The sequence below is a fragment of the Microbacterium oleivorans genome (assembly GCF_001644225.1).
Lineage (GTDB): Bacteria > Actinomycetota > Actinomycetes > Actinomycetales > Microbacteriaceae > Microbacterium > Microbacterium gawkjiense.
Map to the genome: position 1 here is coordinate 63,439 of NZ_LSTV01000002.1, position 15,788 is coordinate 79,226.

Annotated in this window: 13 protein-coding genes; 9 read left to right on the plus strand and 4 right to left on the minus strand. The window is 70.3% G+C overall.

The features are described 5' to 3' along the window. Positions 1–24: 24 nt before the first annotated feature. From AYL44_RS06905 to AYL44_RS06920, 4 genes are read left to right on the plus strand one after another with little or no spacing between them, the layout of a single operon-like run. On the plus strand, positions 25–993 hold the full coding sequence (locus AYL44_RS06905; protein ID WP_082886136.1) for an ABC transporter permease: 969 nt from the start codon (positions 25–27) through the stop codon (positions 991–993). Further along, positions 993–1,874, plus strand: coding sequence for a carbohydrate ABC transporter permease (locus AYL44_RS06910; RefSeq protein WP_064002557.1), 882 nt, complete (start codon positions 993–995; stop codon positions 1,872–1,874). Before AYL44_RS06905 ends, AYL44_RS06910 begins: the two co-directional genes overlap by 1 nt. Then, a complete protein-coding gene (locus AYL44_RS06915) occupies positions 1,871–2,515 on the plus strand; it encodes a DUF1961 family protein (protein WP_064002558.1) in 645 nt (214 codons plus the stop codon). The genes AYL44_RS06910 and AYL44_RS06915 overlap by 4 nt, the downstream gene beginning before the upstream one ends. Beyond that, a complete protein-coding gene (locus AYL44_RS06920; protein WP_064002559.1) occupies positions 2,512–5,127 on the plus strand; it encodes a hypothetical protein in 2,616 nt (871 codons plus the stop codon). The genes AYL44_RS06915 and AYL44_RS06920 overlap by 4 nt, the downstream gene beginning before the upstream one ends. On the opposite strand, the gene AYL44_RS06925 is transcribed toward AYL44_RS06920, so the two are convergent. Next, the gene (locus AYL44_RS06925) at positions 5,124–6,017 is read right to left on the minus strand and encodes a hypothetical protein (RefSeq protein ID WP_064002560.1); all 894 of its coding nucleotides are present in this window, start codon (positions 6,015–6,017) and stop codon (positions 5,124–5,126) included. The two genes, AYL44_RS06920 and AYL44_RS06925, sit on opposite strands and share 4 nt — an antisense overlap. Further along, positions 6,014–7,789 carry an ABC transporter ATP-binding protein gene (locus tag AYL44_RS06930; protein ID WP_064002561.1) on the minus strand — a complete coding sequence of 592 codons (1,776 nt, stop codon included), beginning with the start codon at positions 7,787–7,789 and terminating at the stop codon, positions 6,014–6,016. Before AYL44_RS06930 ends, AYL44_RS06925 begins: the two co-directional genes overlap by 4 nt. A 160-nt stretch (positions 7,790–7,949) precedes the next feature. Between AYL44_RS06930 and AYL44_RS06935 the strand changes: the two genes are divergently transcribed. The 3 genes from AYL44_RS06935 to AYL44_RS06945 all read left to right on the plus strand — a co-directional run bounded on the left by AYL44_RS06935 (position 7,950) and on the right by AYL44_RS06945 (position 10,778). Beyond that, positions 7,950–8,360, plus strand: coding sequence for a fluoride efflux transporter FluC (locus tag AYL44_RS06935; protein WP_064002892.1), 411 nt, complete (start codon positions 7,950–7,952; stop codon positions 8,358–8,360). Continuing rightward, positions 8,357–8,740 (plus strand): fluoride efflux transporter CrcB, encoded by a 384-nt coding sequence (gene crcB / locus AYL44_RS06940; RefSeq protein WP_064002562.1) that lies wholly within the window; start codon positions 8,357–8,359, stop codon positions 8,738–8,740. Before AYL44_RS06935 ends, crcB begins: the two co-directional genes overlap by 4 nt. A 79-nt stretch (positions 8,741–8,819) precedes the next feature. Beyond that, positions 8,820–10,778, plus strand: coding sequence for a DUF6807 family protein (locus tag AYL44_RS06945; RefSeq protein ID WP_064002563.1), 1,959 nt, complete (start codon positions 8,820–8,822; stop codon positions 10,776–10,778). Between the two features lie 356 nt (positions 10,779–11,134). Here AYL44_RS06945 and AYL44_RS06950 read toward each other — a convergent pair whose 3' ends face one another. Then, positions 11,135–12,052, minus strand: coding sequence for a carbohydrate ABC transporter permease (locus tag AYL44_RS06950; RefSeq protein ID WP_064002564.1), 918 nt, complete (start codon positions 12,050–12,052; stop codon positions 11,135–11,137). After that, entirely contained in the window at positions 12,042–12,977 is a 936-nt protein-coding gene (locus tag AYL44_RS06955) for a carbohydrate ABC transporter permease (RefSeq protein ID WP_064002565.1), read from the minus strand. Before AYL44_RS06955 ends, AYL44_RS06950 begins: the two co-directional genes overlap by 11 nt. A gap of 126 nt (positions 12,978–13,103) precedes the next feature. On the opposite strand from AYL44_RS06955, the gene AYL44_RS06960 reads away from it, so the two are divergent. Together AYL44_RS06960 and AYL44_RS06965 are read left to right on the plus strand one after the other, a co-directional pair. Next, positions 13,104–14,234, plus strand: a complete 1,131-nt coding sequence (locus AYL44_RS06960) for a hypothetical protein (RefSeq protein WP_064002566.1) — start codon at positions 13,104–13,106, stop codon at positions 14,232–14,234. A gap of 250 nt (positions 14,235–14,484) precedes the next feature. After that, complete coding sequence (locus AYL44_RS06965; RefSeq protein WP_064002567.1) at positions 14,485–15,768, plus strand: ABC transporter substrate-binding protein; 1,284 nt, start codon at positions 14,485–14,487, stop codon at positions 15,766–15,768. Positions 15,769–15,788: the final 20 nt, after the last annotated feature.

The window sequence follows — 15,788 nt, forward strand, 5'->3', positions numbered from 1 at the left end:
ACTCCCTCTCGAACAGGATCCGACATGGTTGTCCTCGATCGCTCGGTCGCCGCGACCGAAGCCCTGGTGGTCCCGCCGCGCAAGCGCCGCCGAGGTGTGCGTGTGCACTTCACGCAGTTCAAGTGGCTGTATCTGCTGCTGCTGCCCGGGATCGTCTACTTCGCCTTGTTCCGCTACGGGCCGATGTACGGCGCGATCATCGCATTCAAGGACTACGTGCCCTTCCTCGGCATCGCCGACAGCCAGTGGGTCGGCACGGCGCACTTCGAGGCGTTCTTCGCCAGCCCGGACTTCCCGCGGCTCCTCGCGAACACGCTGATCCTGGCGCTGCTGAGCCTGCTGATCGCCTTCCCGCTCACGATCATCGTGGCGATCCTGCTCAACGAGCTGCGGGTGACGCTGGTCAAGCGCAGCGTGCAGACCCTCATCTACATCCCGCACTTCCTGTCGTGGACCGTCGTCGCGTCGCTGACCTACTTGCTGTTCGCCCTCGATGTCGGGCCGCTGTTCCAGCTGATCAACAACGTCTTCGGCACGAACGTGGACTTCCTCACCGACCCGGCGTGGTTCCGGCCGATCATCGTGCTGCAGGACATCTGGAAGAACACCGGCTGGGGGACGATCATCTTCCTCGCCGCGCTCGCGAGCGTGGACCAGGAGCAGTACGAGGCCGCCATCATCGACGGCGCCGGCCGCTTCCAGCGGGTGTGGCACATAACGCTGCCCTCGATCATGCCGACGGTCGTCGTGATGCTCGTGCTGCAGATGGGACAGGTGCTCAACACCGGCTTCGAGCAGATCTACCTCATGACCAACTCGCTCAACCGCCAGGTGGCGGACGTGTTCGACACCTACGTCTACTTCATGGGCATCACGCAGGGCAGCTACAGCTACAGCACCGCGGTCGGGCTGTTCAAGGCCCTCGTCGGTGTCGTGCTGATCTTCGGCGCCAACTGGGTCGCGCGCCGCTTCAACCAGACGGGGATCTTCTGATGGCACGCGAGAAGTACCGCTTCAACACTCCCGCCGGGCGGGTGTTCGACGTCGTCAACGTCGTCTTGCTGAGCCTGCTCGGGATCGTCGCCCTGCTCCCGTTCGTGTACGTCACCGCGGGATCCTTCGCGACGGAGTCCGAGCTCGCGACGCGGTCGTTCTTCGTCTGGCCCGAGACGTTCAGCCTTCGCGCCTACGAATCGATCCTGACGAGTCCCGCGTTCCTGCGAGCCATGGTCACGACGATCCTGGTGACGGCGGTGGGCACCGTCATCCAGCTCCTCCTCACCGCCTCGATGGCGTACCCGCTGTCGAAGGCGAACCTGCCCGGACGCCGCGTGATGCTCTCGCTCATCGTCTTCACGATGGTGTTCTCGGGCGGCATGATCCCGACCTTCCTCATGGTGAAGGACCTGGGCCTGCTCGACACCTACTGGGCGCTGATCCTGCCGATGGCGATCAACCCGTTCAGCCTCATCATCATCAAGAACTTCTTCCAGCAGCTGCCGAACGAGCTGGAGGAGTCGGCGAAGATCGACGGCGCCAACGAGCTGCAGACGCTGTGGAGCGTCATCCTGCCGCTGTCGAAGCCCGTCCTCGCGACCTTCGCGTTGTTCTATGCCGTCGGCATCTGGAACGACTTCATGTCGCCGCTGCTCTACCTCAACGACAACTCGATGTGGACGCTGCAGATGTTCCTGCGACAGGTGACCGTCGCGACCGACCTCTCCATCGTCGAGGCCGACCCGAGCCAACTGCCGCCGGCGCAGGGCATCAAGTTCGCCGTCATCGTCGTGGCGACGCTGCCGATCCTGCTGTTCTACCCGTTCCTGCAGAAGCACTTCGCGAAGGGCATGCTCATCGGGTCGGTCAAGGGATGACGCTCCTCTACCGCAACCCCCTGTCGGACCCCGGCGACATCGCCGATTGGGTCGCGGAGGGGCCGGTCGCGGCGGCGACGTCGGACGGTGCACTGCAGCTCTCGTCAGCCGGGGGCGACGACGACCACTGGACGCTCTGGTGTCCCGAGGAGCTGCCCGACGGCATCCGGATCTCGTGGGACTTCTCGCCGCGGACCGAGCCCGGCCTCGCGATGCTCTTCTTCGGGGCGCGTGCGGCCACGGGCGGCGGGATCTTCGACGACGGCGTCGCCCGGCGCACCGGCGCGTACCCCGAGTACCACTCGGGCGACATCCGCACGCTGCACGTCTCGTACTTCCGCCGCCGGTGGGAGGACGAGCGGGCGTTCCACACCTGCAACCTGCGGAAGTCCCCGGGCTTCCACCTCGTCGCGCAGGGCGCGGATCCCCTGCCGCCGGTCGCCGACGCGGCCGGCCGCTTCTACCGGATCGCCGTCGAGAAGGACGGCGACCTCGTCTCGTTCGGCGTCGACGGCCTACCCCTGTTCACCTGGCGCGACGACGGGACGATCGGTTCCTTCGTCGGCGGCGGCCGCCTCGGCTTCCGTCAGATGGCGCCCCTCACCGCGTGCTACCGCGACCTGGAGGTCCACTCCCTATGACCGTCCCCCTCCGCTGGCTCGACGACACCCCGCCGGCACGACTGTCTGCCGGCGTCACGTGGGGCAGTCCGCTGCCGCGCGGCGCGACGTCGTCCCTCGATGCGCTGCGACTGCGGGGCGTCGACGGCGCTCCCGTGCCGGCCCAGTTCTGGCCGCTCGCGACGTGGCCGGACGGCTCCCTCAAGTGGGTGGGTGCGGCGATCGGGGCGACGGATGCCCCCGGCGAGTACGAGCTCCGGATGGATCCGGATGCCGCGGCCCCCGCATCCGAGCAGGCGATCACCGTGCAGGCGACCGAGGGTGCGCTCACCGTCGACTCCGGCGTCGTGCGCGTGCGGTTCGGTGACGCGGGCGGCGACACCCTCGTCCGATCGATCGAGCGCAACGGGGTCGTGGTCGGCGAGCACCTGCACTTGGTGAGCCTGCTGCAGGACGAGGTGAGCGAGGACGGCTCTACCGGTCCGCGCGCGCACTTCCGCTCGCAGGTCGACGCGGTCCACCTCGAACAGGACGGCCCGATCCGCGCGGTCGTGAAGATCGACGGGCATCACCGCAGCGACGACGGCACCCGCGAGTGGCTGCCGTTCACGGTCCGGTTCGTGCTCGCCGCGGGGAGCGACCGCCTCCGGATCGTGCACTCGTTCGTCTGGGACGGCGACGCCGCAGCCGACTTCCTCGCCGGGCTCGGTGTGCGGGCGACCGTGCCGCTGCGGACGGAGCCCCACGACCGGCACGTCCGGTTCGCGGGAGCGGACGGCGGCGTCTTCGCCGAGGCCGTCCGAGGCGTCACGGGACTGCGGCGCGACCCGGGGGCGGAGGTCCGGGCGGCACAGATCGCCGGCCGGGCGACCCCGCCCGTGTCGGAGTGGGCGCCCGAGGTCGCCTCGCGTCTGCACCTCGTGCCGACCTGGGCCGACGTCACCCTCACCCAGCTGAGCGCCGACGGGTTCGGCATCCGCAAGCGCACCGCGCCCGGCCACGCGTGGATCGATGCCGGCGCGGGGACGCGATCGGAGGGCTACGTCTCGCTGAGCGATCCGCAGGGTGGCATCGGCCTCGGGGTGCGCTCGTTCTGGCAGTCGCACCCCGGGCAGCTCGACATCCGCGACGCGACGACCGAGCGCGCGAGCGTGACGGTCTGGCTGCACTCCCCCGAGGCGCGGCCGATGGACATGCGGTTCTACCACGACGGTCTCGGGCAGGAGGACTACGCGAGTCAGCTCGACGCGCTCGAGATCACCTACGAGGACTACGAGCCGGGGTTCGGCGACGCCCACGGCATCGCGCGCACGCACGAGCTCGTGCTCGTCGCCTACGCCGCGACGCCGACCGCGGCGGAGTTGGCCGACGACGTCGCCCACCTGCAGCGGCCCCCGCTGCTGCAGCCGACGCCCGCGCACCTGGCGTCGGTGGGCGTCTTCGGCGACTGGGCCCCCGTGGACCGATCGACACCCGTACGCGCCGAGATCGAGGACAGCCTCGACTTCCTGCTCGAGTTCTATCTCGGACAGGTCGACCAGCGCAGCTGGTACGGGTTCTGGAACCACGGCGACGTCATGCACGCCTACGACAGCGACCGCCACACGTGGCGTTACGACGTGGGCGGTTACGCGTGGGACAACAGCGAACTCTCCCCCGACCTGTGGCTCTGGTATTCGTACCTGCGCACCGGCCGGGCCGACGTGTTCCGTTTCGCCGAGGCGATGACCCGGCACACCGGTGAGGTCGACGTCTACCACCGGGGCCGCTGGGCGGGGCTCGGCTCGCGTCACAACGTGCAGCACTGGGGGTGCAGCGCGAAGCAGCTGCGCATCAGCAGTCCGATCTATCGCCGCATCTTCCACTTCCTCACGGCGGACGAGCGTGTGGGAGATCTGCTCACCGAACTCCGCGACAGCGACGAGCGCTTCCTCGACACCGATCCGACCCGCAAGGTGCGACCGGATGCCGCGACCTACCGCCCCGACCGCGGTGCCCTCGCCGTCGGGCTCGGCACCGACTGGGGCGCGCTCGCGGCGACGTGGCTCGCCGATTGGGAGCGCACGGGCAACGAGCGCTCGCGCGACCGGCTGCTCGGCACGATGGCCGACATCGCCGCCCTTCCGCAGGGATTCCTGACGGGCGAGGCGCTCTACGACCTGGATGCCGGCCGGTTCGACACGACGCGGGACCGGGTGTCGGTGTCGCACCTCAGCGCGGTCTTCGGTCTCGTCGAGGTCTGCAGCGAGCTCATCTCGCTTGTGGAGGTGCCCGGCTTCGCCGAGGCGTGGGAACGGTACTGCCGGCTCTACCTCGCCTCACCCGATGAGCAGGCGGCGGCGGTGGGCGCGCCGCTCAGCGGCATCCACCTCGAACAGGCGCACAGCCGGCTCGCCGCCTACGCGGCCGCGCGCAGCGACGACGAGGACCTCGCCGCGCTCGCGTGGCGCGCCTTCGAGGGGATGGGCGAGTGGCTCGTGCACCGTCGGGACTTCGCCCTCACGCGGATCGACCCGCCGCGCGTGCTGCGGCCGGTCGACGAGGTCGCGACGGTGTCGACGAACGACGCCGCCCAGTACGGTCTCGCCGCGATCCAGAACCTCGCCCTGATCGGGGACCGCCTGCCGGGCTAGACGGCGGCGAGTATGCCGTCGCGCACGACGAGCTCGACCCGGAGGACGGCGCTGCGGCGATCGTCGGGAACTCCCGGGTGCGTGAAGAAGTAGAACCACACCCTGTCGCCTTCGCGCACCGGGGCGCCGTGGTGGCCGAGGCCCGATCCCGGCACCTCGCCGGCGCCGAGGATGACGGCATCCGCTCCGCCCTGCCGCTGCCACGAGACCGCGTCGGCCGAGCGGTACACCCCCATGCCGCGCCACTCGTCGACGATCATCCACCAGGAGCCGTCGAGCTCGAACGCCGTCGGGCCCTCGTGCGGGCGGCCGGCGATGGCCGTGCCCTCCGAGCGCCAGTCGGCGAGGTCGTCGGAGACCGCGACCTTGGTGACGGAATCGGCGGCCTCGTCCTTGTACCAGAGGCGCCACCGACCGTCGGGCGTCCGAGCGACGCCGGCATCGATGACCCGATCGCTGTCGAGATCGAGCGGGCCGATCCGGCGCCACCGCGCGAGGTCGGTGGAACGGTACTCGACGATGCGACGGGCGTGCCCCGGCCACCGGTCGGGCACCCCGTCGATCTCGGTGAGGTACATCCGCCAACCGACGCCGTCGTTCACGACCTCGGGGGCCCAGTGGGTGCGATCCGTGCTCGCGGGCGGGCCGGCGGCATCCACCTCCAACCCGAGGGCGGTCGGCTCGAGGGTTCCGGCGTACGACCAGCGGATGCCGTCGGTCGACCGTGCGACGCCGATGCGGCTGCCGTGCACCCAGGCGACGCCGGGACCCGGGTCGGGGTGCGTCGCACGGCGCTGGGTGTAGAACATCCACCAGTCACCCGGCGCCGCGATCACGACGAGCGGGTCGGTCGCGCCGTCGTAGACGGGGTCGCGGTAGACCTCGATCATGCGAGTCCCGCCTGGGTGAGGTGCAGCTGGGCGTACCGGCCGCCGCGCTCGAGGAGCTCGTCGTGCGAGCCGCGCTCGACGATCCGGCCCCGCTCGAACACCACGATGAGGTCGGCCAGTCGCACGGTCGAGAGACGGTGGGCGACGACCAGAGTCGTGCGCCCCCTCATGAGGCGACCGAGGGCATCCTTCACGAGTTCCTCGGACTCGGGGTCGAGGGCGCTCGTGGCCTCGTCGAGCAGCAGGATGCGCGGGTCGCGGATGAGCGCGCGGGCGATCGCGAGGCGCTGACGCTGGCCGCCCGACAGGCGGGCTCCCCGCTCGCCGACGACGGTGTCCCACCCGTGCGGCTGGTCCTGCACGAAGTCCCACGCGTTCGCGTCGCGGAGGGCGCGCTCGATGCGCTCGTCGCCGACATCGCCGAGCCCGTAGGCGACGTTCTCTCGGATCGTGCCCTCGAACAGGACGGACTCCTGCGGCACGACCGAGACGAACCGGCGCACTGTGCGCAGGTCGAGCTCCTGCATGTCGTTGCCGTCGACGAGGATGCGACCCGATGACGGCCGGAGGAAGCCGAGGATCAGGTTCAGCATCGTCGACTTGCCCGACCCCGACGATCCGACGAAGGCGACGGTCGCGCCGGCGGGGATGTCCAGGTCGACGGCGTGCACCGCGTCCTCGTGGGCGCCGGGGTAGCGGTGCGACACCCGCGCGAGGGTGAGGTCGCCGATCACCCCGTCGACCCGACGCTTGCCGGCGTTCTGCTCGAGGTCGGGCTCCTGCAGCACCTCGGCGATCGAGCGGACCGACTCGAGACCACGGGCGCCCACCGGGATCAGCATGAGCAGCTGCGTGAGCCCCTGCGTCAGCAGCGTGAAGTACGTCGACAGCAGGACGACCTCACCCGGGGTGATGGGCAGGATGCCGGTCAGCGAGAAGATCGCGGCGAGGACGAGGCATCCCACCCCGAGCACCTGCATCGCGACCCACGACACCGACGCGACGTGGCCGTTGAGCATGTCGAGGTGAAGTCCGGCTCGGCGGACGCCGTCGGCACCGGTCGCGACACGCGTCACGGCGGTCTGCTCGAGCCCGTGCGCACGGGTGACCGGGATGAGCGAGGCCATCTCGCCGACGCGCGCCGAGAGGGTCTCGACCTCGCGGCGGAAGACCGCGTTGCGGGTGTGGGAGCGCCGGCGCATGGCGTAGCGGATGCCGATGGCGATCGGCACGGCGAGCGCGTAGACCGGGAGGAACTGCGGGACGGCGATCGCGGTCATCGTGAGGGCACCGATCATGACCATGGTCGCCGACAGGAGCGGATGCGTGACCTGCTGCAGCATGAGCTCGACGTTCTCGACGTCGCGGACCACCTTGGTCTGGACGATCGAGGAGCTGATGCGCGTGTGGTAGCCGATCGAGAGGGTCTGCAGCCGTTCGGCGAGCGCGTTGCGGAGATCGGCGCCGGTGTCGCGGACGACGGTCATGAAGCTGCGCGTGTAGAGGATGTGGTTCGGGTAGTTCTGCAGGAGCAGGACGGCGGCCACGACGAACCACCAGATGACGTCGGAGACCTTGCCCCGCCCCGCGACGATGTCGATGACGGCGGCCGTGATGACCGGCAGGAACCACAGCGGGATCTCCTTCGCCGCGAACGCGAGGATGGCGACGACCATACGACCGGGACGCCGCGCGAGCAGACGCAGCACGGATCGCGCCGGCCGGGCTCCGTCGATGAGGCCGGTTAAGTCGGAAAGCGTTTTCCGCATCATGGGATCCATCGTAGGTGCGGGGGTCGCGGGCGGGAACCCCCTGGCACGGCCGCGGCCCGCGGCCGGGACTATCGTGGACGCGATGACCACGCCCGGCCCCGCGCCCGACCCGCACGGCGAACTCCCGATCGACGGCGACATCGCCGATGCCGCGCGGCCGGTGCATCTCGCGTGGCCGTCGATCCTGCTCGTGCTCATCGGCGGGACCGTCGGCACGGCCGCCCGCGAGGGACTGTCGCTCGCGATCCCCTCGGTCGGCGGCATCCCCGTCGCGATCCTCGCGATCAACATCGTCGGCGCACTCTTCCTCGGGGCACTCCTCGAGGCCCTGGCGCGACGCGGGCCCGATCTCGGTCGCCGCCGCGCGCTGCGCCTGCTGCTCGGCACGGGGTTCGCGGGCGGGTTCACGACGTACAGTGCGCTCGCCGTCGACAGCGGCCTGCTGCTGACCGATGGCGACCCGATCGCCGGCATCCTGTACGCGGTCGGCACCGTCGTCGTCGGCGCTCTCGCGACTGTCGCCGGCATCGCACTCGGCGCGGCCCAGCACCGCAGGGCGGCGACCCGATGACGCCGGGCCTGTTCCTCGCCCTCTCGCTCGCGGGGGGCGTCGGCGCCGCGCTGCGTCTCGTGATCGACGGCGCCGTGAAGGCGCGTGTGCGCACGGCGCTCCCCGTCGGCACGCTCCTCATCAACGTGGCGGGCTCGTTCGTGCTCGGCGTGGTGACCGAGCTCGCCCTCGGCGGTGTCCTCGACGATGCCTGGCGACTCGTGATCGGCACGGGCCTGTGCGGCGGGTTCACGACGTTCAGCACGGCGAGCTTCGAGACGGTGCGCCTCGTGCAGGAACGCCGGTACGCGCTCGGCGCGATAAACGCGGTCGGGATGCTGGTGCTCGCCGTCGGGGCGGGGCTTCTCGGCATCCTGCTGGGTCGCGTCCTGACCCCCTGAGCCGGGACGGATGTCGCCGCGGAACGACACGGGGAAAGCGCTTGCTGGCATACTCGAAGGAGCCGACGAAGGAGTCCCCGTGACCGTCCCCCGACGAACCCGCATCGTCCTCGCCGGAGCCCAGGGCTTCGGCACCGTCCACCTCGAGAACCTGCGCCGCCTCGGCGAGCGCGTCGAGCTCGTCGCCGTCGCCGACCCGACCCCCGTACCGCCCGAGAACCTGCCCGCCGGCACGCAGGCGTTCGCCTCGCTCGCCGACGCGCTCGACGCCGTCGACGACATCCACGTCGTGATCGTCGCGACGCCGCTGCACACCCACGCGGCGCTCGCGGGACTCGTCGTCTCGCGCGGCATCGACCTGTACCTCGAGAAGCCGCCGGTGCTCTCGTCGAGCGACTTCGCCGTGCTGGCCGAGGCGGCCGCCGCCTCGGGGTCGCGGATCCAGGTCGGGTTCCAGAGCCTCGGCTCGCTCGCGATCCCCGCCCTCATCGCCGACGAGTTCGGACTCGGACCCATCCAGGCGATCGGCGCGGTCGGGCTCTGGTGCCGCGACCAGGCCTACTGGGCGCGCAGCCGCTGGGCGGGCCGCCGCACCCTCGACGGCTTCCCCGTGCTCGACGGCGTCGTCGCCAACCCGCTCGCGCACGCCACCGCGACCGCCCTCGCCGTCGCGCAGTCGACCTCGGCGTCGGACGTCAACCAGGTCACCGCCGACCTCTACCGCGCCAACGACATCGAGGGCGACGACACCAGCGTCATCCGCCTGTCGACCGGCCGCGGCATCCGCGTCACTTCCGCCCTCACCCTCTGCGCCGAGCAGGACGAGGACCCGTACGTCCTCATCCGCGGCACCCGCGGATCCGCGAAGTTCTTCTACACCGAGGACGTCGTCGAGACCGCCGACCGTCGCGTCGAGTTCGGCCGCATCGACCTCGTCGAGAACCTGCTCGACCACCGCGACCACGGCACGCCGATGCTCGCTCCGCTGCACGAGACCGGCGCGTTCGTCCGGGTGATGGATGCCGTCGCCGACACCGACCCCGTCGCGATCGATGCGGCGCACGTCAGCTGGAACGAGAGCGGCCCCTCCCCGCGGATCGTGCTGGCCGGCGTCCGCGACGCGGTCGAGCGCGCCGTCGACGCCGAGGCGACCTTCGCGGAGCTGCACCTGCCGTGGGCGGCGCAGACCGAACCCGCCGTTCTGGCGGACCTCGCCGCGTCGGACGCGGCGCCGCATCCGGTCGCCGTCCTCGTCGACGGCGCCGACGTGACCCGCTCGTCGAGCCCGCGGCCCTACCTCCACCCCGTCCGCACCCCCGTGGGTGTCGTCGTGACCGACATGCACCCGGCCGACCACGACTGGCACCTGGGCATCAGCGTCACGCTGCAGGACGTCTCGGGCGTCAACTTCTGGGGCGGTCGCACCTACACCCCCGGACGCGACTACGTGTGGCGCGACGACCACGGGCGCATCGTCGCGACGCGCGTCGAAGGCGCGGCATCCGCTCTCGAGGCCGAGTTCGCGTGGATCGGTCGCGACGGCGCGCACATGGTGACCGAGTGCCGACGGATGACGGTGGCCGAGGCCGGGCCCGGTGCGACCACGATCGACCTGTCGTTCGAGCTCACCACGCGGGCGGGCACGCTGCACCTCGGCGGCCCGGGCAGCAACGGCCGCGTCGGCGGCGGCTACGGCGGGCTGTCGTGGCGCCTGCCGGCCGCGTCGGACGTCGACGTCCGCACGTCGGCGGCGCGCGGGGAGGAGGCGGTGCACGGCACGGTCGCCCCCTGGCTCGCCTGGTCCGCGCAGTTCGAGGGCGGCCCTGCGACGGTCGCGATGGCGCCGCTCGATGAGGACTCGGCCGCCGACCCGTGGTTCGTCCGCGTCGCCGGGTACCCCGGGATCGGCGCGGCGCTCGCCTGGGACCGCGCGGTCACGCTGGCCCCCGGCATCCCCGTGTCGCGCTCGTACCGCCTGCTCGTCGCCGACGGCCGCCTGTCGGACGACGAGGTCGTCGCCGCTTTGCGGCTCGGCTGACGCGCGGGCGGCGCGGGCGAAGCGGCGCGAAAGCGCGACGCGCTGCCGAAAGCGCCCCCGGAATGCGCGGCAACAACCGGCGCTCTCGGCACGGACGGGCGCTTTCGCGCGTCAAGAAGCGTGCGCTGCGGGGCGCCGTCCCGCCCCTCCGCTGCCCCGCGCCCTCGCGCGAAAGCCCCGCACCCCCGCGCGACAGCGCCACACGATGCCGAAAGCGCCCCCGAGTGCGCCGCAACAACCGGCGCTCTCGGCACGGACGCGCGCTCTCGCGTGCACGCGACGAGCGGATGCCGGCACGCAACGCCCGCGCGCACCGAAGGCGGCGACCCCGCGGCCGCCGCCTTCGCGCAGACGTCTTACTTGATGCCGGTCGTGGCGATGCCGCGGATGAGGAAGCGCTGCCCGAAGAGGAACGCCAGGAACACCGGCACGAGCGAGACCACCGACATCGCGAACATGCCGCCGAAGTTCGAGGCTCCCTGGGCCGACATGAACTGCCGGAGCGCCAGCGGCACCGTGAACAGATCGGGGTTGTTCAGGTAGATGAGGGCGCCGAAGAAGTCGTTCCATACCCAGACGAAGGTGAAGATCGCCGTCGTCGCGAGGGCGGGCGTCATCATCGGCAGCAGGATCTGCAGGAAGATGCGTGCGTGACCGGCGCCGTCGATGCGGGCGGCCTCATCGAGGTCGCGGGGGATGCCGCGGATGAACTGCACCATCAGGAAGATGAAGAACGCGTCGGTCGCCAGGGCCTTGGGCAGGATGAGCGGCCAGAACGTGTTCACCATGCCGAGCTGGCTGAACATGATGTACTGCGGCACGATCACGATGTGCACGGGCAGCATGATCGTGACGAGCATGATCGCGAACATCGTGCGCTTGAAGTGGAAGTTCAGCCGCGCGAAGGCGTACGCCGCCATCGAGCACGAGATCAGGTTGCCGACGATCGATCCGGCGACCACGACGATCGAGTTCCAGAGGTAGGTGCCGAACGAGGGCGACAGGGCGTTCCAGCCCTCGGTGTAGTTCGAGATCTCGAACGACAGCGGCCAGAGGCCCGGCAGACGGAAGATCTCGTCGTTGGGGCGCAGCGAGCTGACGACCATCCACAGCAGCGGGTAGAGCATCAGCGCGGACGTCGCGATCAGGAAGACGTGCCGGGCGACGACGCTCACCTTCGAGCGACCGCCGAGGGCGGCGGACTGCCGGCGACGGATGCGCTGCCGCTCCTGGGCGAAGCGCCGGTCGCGGGTCGTGATCAGTTCAGTCGTCATAGAACACCCACAGCTTGGAGAGAGCGAAGTTCACGGCCGTGAAGCCCGCGATGATGGCGACGAGCAGCCAGGCCATGGCCGAGGCGTAGCCCATGTCGAACGCCGTGAACCCCTTCTGGTAGAGGTACAGCGTGTAGAAGAGGGTCGAGTCCGACGGACCGCCGGAGCCGCCCGAGATGATGAAGGCCTGCGTGAAGGCCTGGAAGGCCCCGATCATCGACAGCACGAGGTTGAAGAAGACGATGGGGCTCAGCAGCGGCAGCGTGATGGAGAAGAACTGCCGCACGGGGCCGGCGCCGTCGACGGACGCCGCCTCGTAGTACATGACCGGGATCTGCCGGAGTCCCGCGAGGAAGATCACCATCGGGGCGCCGAAGCCCCAGACGCTCAGCAGGATGATGGTCGACAGGGCGGTGTCGGGGTTCGAGATCCAGCCCGGCCCCTCGATGCCGAAGACCGCGAGGAACTGGTTGACGATGCCGTCGACGCCGAAGATCTGCTTCCACAGGATCGCGACGGCCACCGACGAGCCGAGCAGCGACGGCAGGTAGAACATCGAGCGGTAGAACGCGAGTCCGCGCAGCCCCTTGTCGAGCAGCAGCGCGACGCCGAGGGCGGCGGCCATCGCGAGCGGGACGCCGACGAGCACGTAGACGAAGGTCACACCGAGGGATGCCGCAAGCCTCGGGTCCTGCGCCATGCGCACGTAATTGTCGAGCCCGATCCACTCGGGGGCGTTGAAGAGGTCGTACTTCGTGAACGACAGGTAGAGAGATGCCAGGATCGGCAGCACCGTCACGAGGATCAGACCGAGCAGCCACGGCGCCAGGAAGACGAGTGCCGCCTTCGTGTCCTTCGGTCGCTCGCGCGGCCCTCGTTTGCCGCCGCCGCGGCGCAGCTGGGACAGCTCGCTGATCGCGCTCATCCGGGTCCTCCTCGACACTTCCGACGGTCGTCTGCGACCGCCGTCATCACGCTCAGAAAGCGCTTTCTGTGACGATACACTATCGAGCGGAGCGCACAAGGCGATCCCCGAAGACGAGGAGCCGCGATGGCCGATCCCGCCCGTGACGACGAGCAGCCGCAGAGTCTCGGACCGATCGCCGGCTACGGCGACTGGCCCGCGTTCCTCGCCCGCGAAGACGTGCCGGCGGACGGCCCCGGGCTCCGTCCGGCCCTCGCCCGCGCGCTCGGGCTGCGGCGGGCGGCGGCGGGCGATCTGCGGGTCGAGCGCGAGTGGCGGACGGACGGCATCCACGGCCGCGAACTCACCTGGCAGCTGCCCTACGGTCCGCGCACACGGGCCTGGCTGCTGCGACCCGACGACGACGGCCGCCCCCTGCCCGGACTGCTGGGGCTGCACTGCCACGGCGGCGTGCGTTCGGTCGGCGCGGAGCAGCTGGTCGAGACCGACCGCGAGCCGCACCCCTCGGCATCCCATCTCCGCGACGCGGTCTACGGTGGCCGGGCCGTCGCGAACGACCTCGCCCGCGACGGCTTCGTCGTGCTGGCGCACGACACGTTCTCCTGGGGCAGTCGCGCATTCGACCTCTCGCATCCGACGCCGCGGCTGGCCGGGCTCATCGCCGCGCGCGAGGCGCTGTGGCGCGAGGAGGGCGTCGCCCCGACCGACGCCGAGCGGTTCGACGCGATCGCGTCGCTGCACGAGGATTCCCTCGCGAAGGCGGCCGGCATGCTCGGCACCTCGCTCACCGGGGCCGTCGCGACCGACGACCTGGCCGCGTTCGACGTGCTCGCCGGATCCGAGGGGGTGGATGCCGCGCGCCTCGGCACATTCGGACTCTCGGGCGGCGGCGGGCGCGCCGTGCTGCTGCGCGCCCTCGACGACCGCGTCCGCGCAACGGTCGTCACGTGCATGATGGCGACCTTCTCGTCGATCGTGCCGAGCGAGCTCGACACCCACTCGTGGCTGCTGAACAGCCCCGGCATCCGTGCCGCCGGCGACCTGCCCGAGATCGCGGCATCCGCTGCTCCGCGCGACCTGCTGGTGCAGTACGGCGAGCGAGATCCGCTGTTCCCGGTCGGGGGGATGCGGGATGCCGACCGGGCCCTCGCGGGGACGCCCGGCTACCGCGGCTCGTTCTTCGACGACGGTCACGTGTCGAGCGTCGCGATGCAGGACGAGGCGCGGGCGTTCTTCGCGGCGACGCTCGCGGTGTGACCCAAGCGAGACACAACGATCGTTGACAATCGCGACGCGACGGCGCTACGGTCCGTCAGTAAGCGTTTTCTCAGTGGTGAGAGAACAGCCGAGAAAACGTTTGATCCGCGAAGGAGCGGCATGACCTCGATCACCTTCGGCCCGACCCGACACGATCACCCGGCCACCGGTCGATCGACCCTCCGCTCCGCCCGGATCACCCCTGTCCTGCTGCGCGCCCTTCGCCGCCGCACCGTCTGAGAGGAACCCCATGAAGAACCGACGCCTCCTCGCCCTCGCCGCTGCCGGCGTGGCGCTGGCTGTCACACTGACCGGTTGCGGCGGTGGCTCCGGCGCCGGCAACGGCGACGAGAAGATCACCCTCCGCTTCGCGTGGTGGGGCAGCGACGAGCTGAACGCCATCAAGGACGAGCAGATCAAGCTGTTCGAGAAGGCGCACCCGAACATCACCGTCGAGGGTGAGCCGAGCGAGTACAACGGCTATTACGACAAGCTCGCCACGCAGGTCGCCGGCGGCGGCGCGCCCGACGCGCTGCAGATCACGTACGACGCGTTGCCGCTCTACGTGAGCAAGAACGCGATCGCCGACATCAGCGGCGATGTCGACCAGGAGAAGTTCCAGGCCGGTTCGCTCGACGCGGGCATCATCGACGGCAAGCTGTACGCACTGCCGACCGGTGTCGGTTCGCGCGGCATCATCGTCAACCCGGCCGTCTTCGAGGCCGCGGGCGTCGAGCTCCCCGACGACACGTCGTGGACGTGGGACGACTACATCGAGATCGCCGAGGAGATCTCCGACAAGGCCGGCGACGGCGTCTACGGGTCGTCCGCGATCTCGAACGACCAGTCACTCATGGCGTTCGCGCGTCAGAACGGCGAGGACCTCTACACGGCCGACGGCAAGTTCGGTGTGAGCGAGGCGACGGCGCAGAAGTTCTTCGAGTTCTCGAAGGACCTGCAGGACTCGGGCGGTTCGCCCGACGCGTCGACGGCTGCGGAGGACGCGTCGGCGTCGCTCGAGCAGAGCCTCATGGGTCAGGGCAAGATCGGCATGACGTTCGCGCCGCTGAACTTCATCGGCATCTACGCGGGCGCCTCGGGTCAGGAGCTGAAGATCCTCAACGTGCCCGGTGACAGCGCCGGCAAGGTGGGTCTCGTCATCCAGCCGACCGTCCAGTACGCGGTGTACTCGAAGTCGAAGCACCCGAAGGAAGCGGCCATGCTGATCGACTTCCTGCTGAACAGCGAGGAGGCGGGCCCGCTCAACAAGCTGACCCTCGGCATCCCCGCCGACCCGACGGTGCTCGAGGCGATCACGCCCGACCTGACCGACTCCGAGAAGGAGCAGGTGGCCTTCATCGACCGGCTGTCGCAGGCCGGCGGCACGCCGCAGAACCCGATCGCGCTGCCGACCTCGCAGCTCGGCCCGATCATCACGAAGCTGCTCGACGACGTCACGTTCGGCAAGACGACTCCGGCGGATGCCGCCAAGGAGCTCATCTCGCAGGTCGACACGGCGCTCGCCGCGAGCTGACAGACGGATGCGGCGGTCGG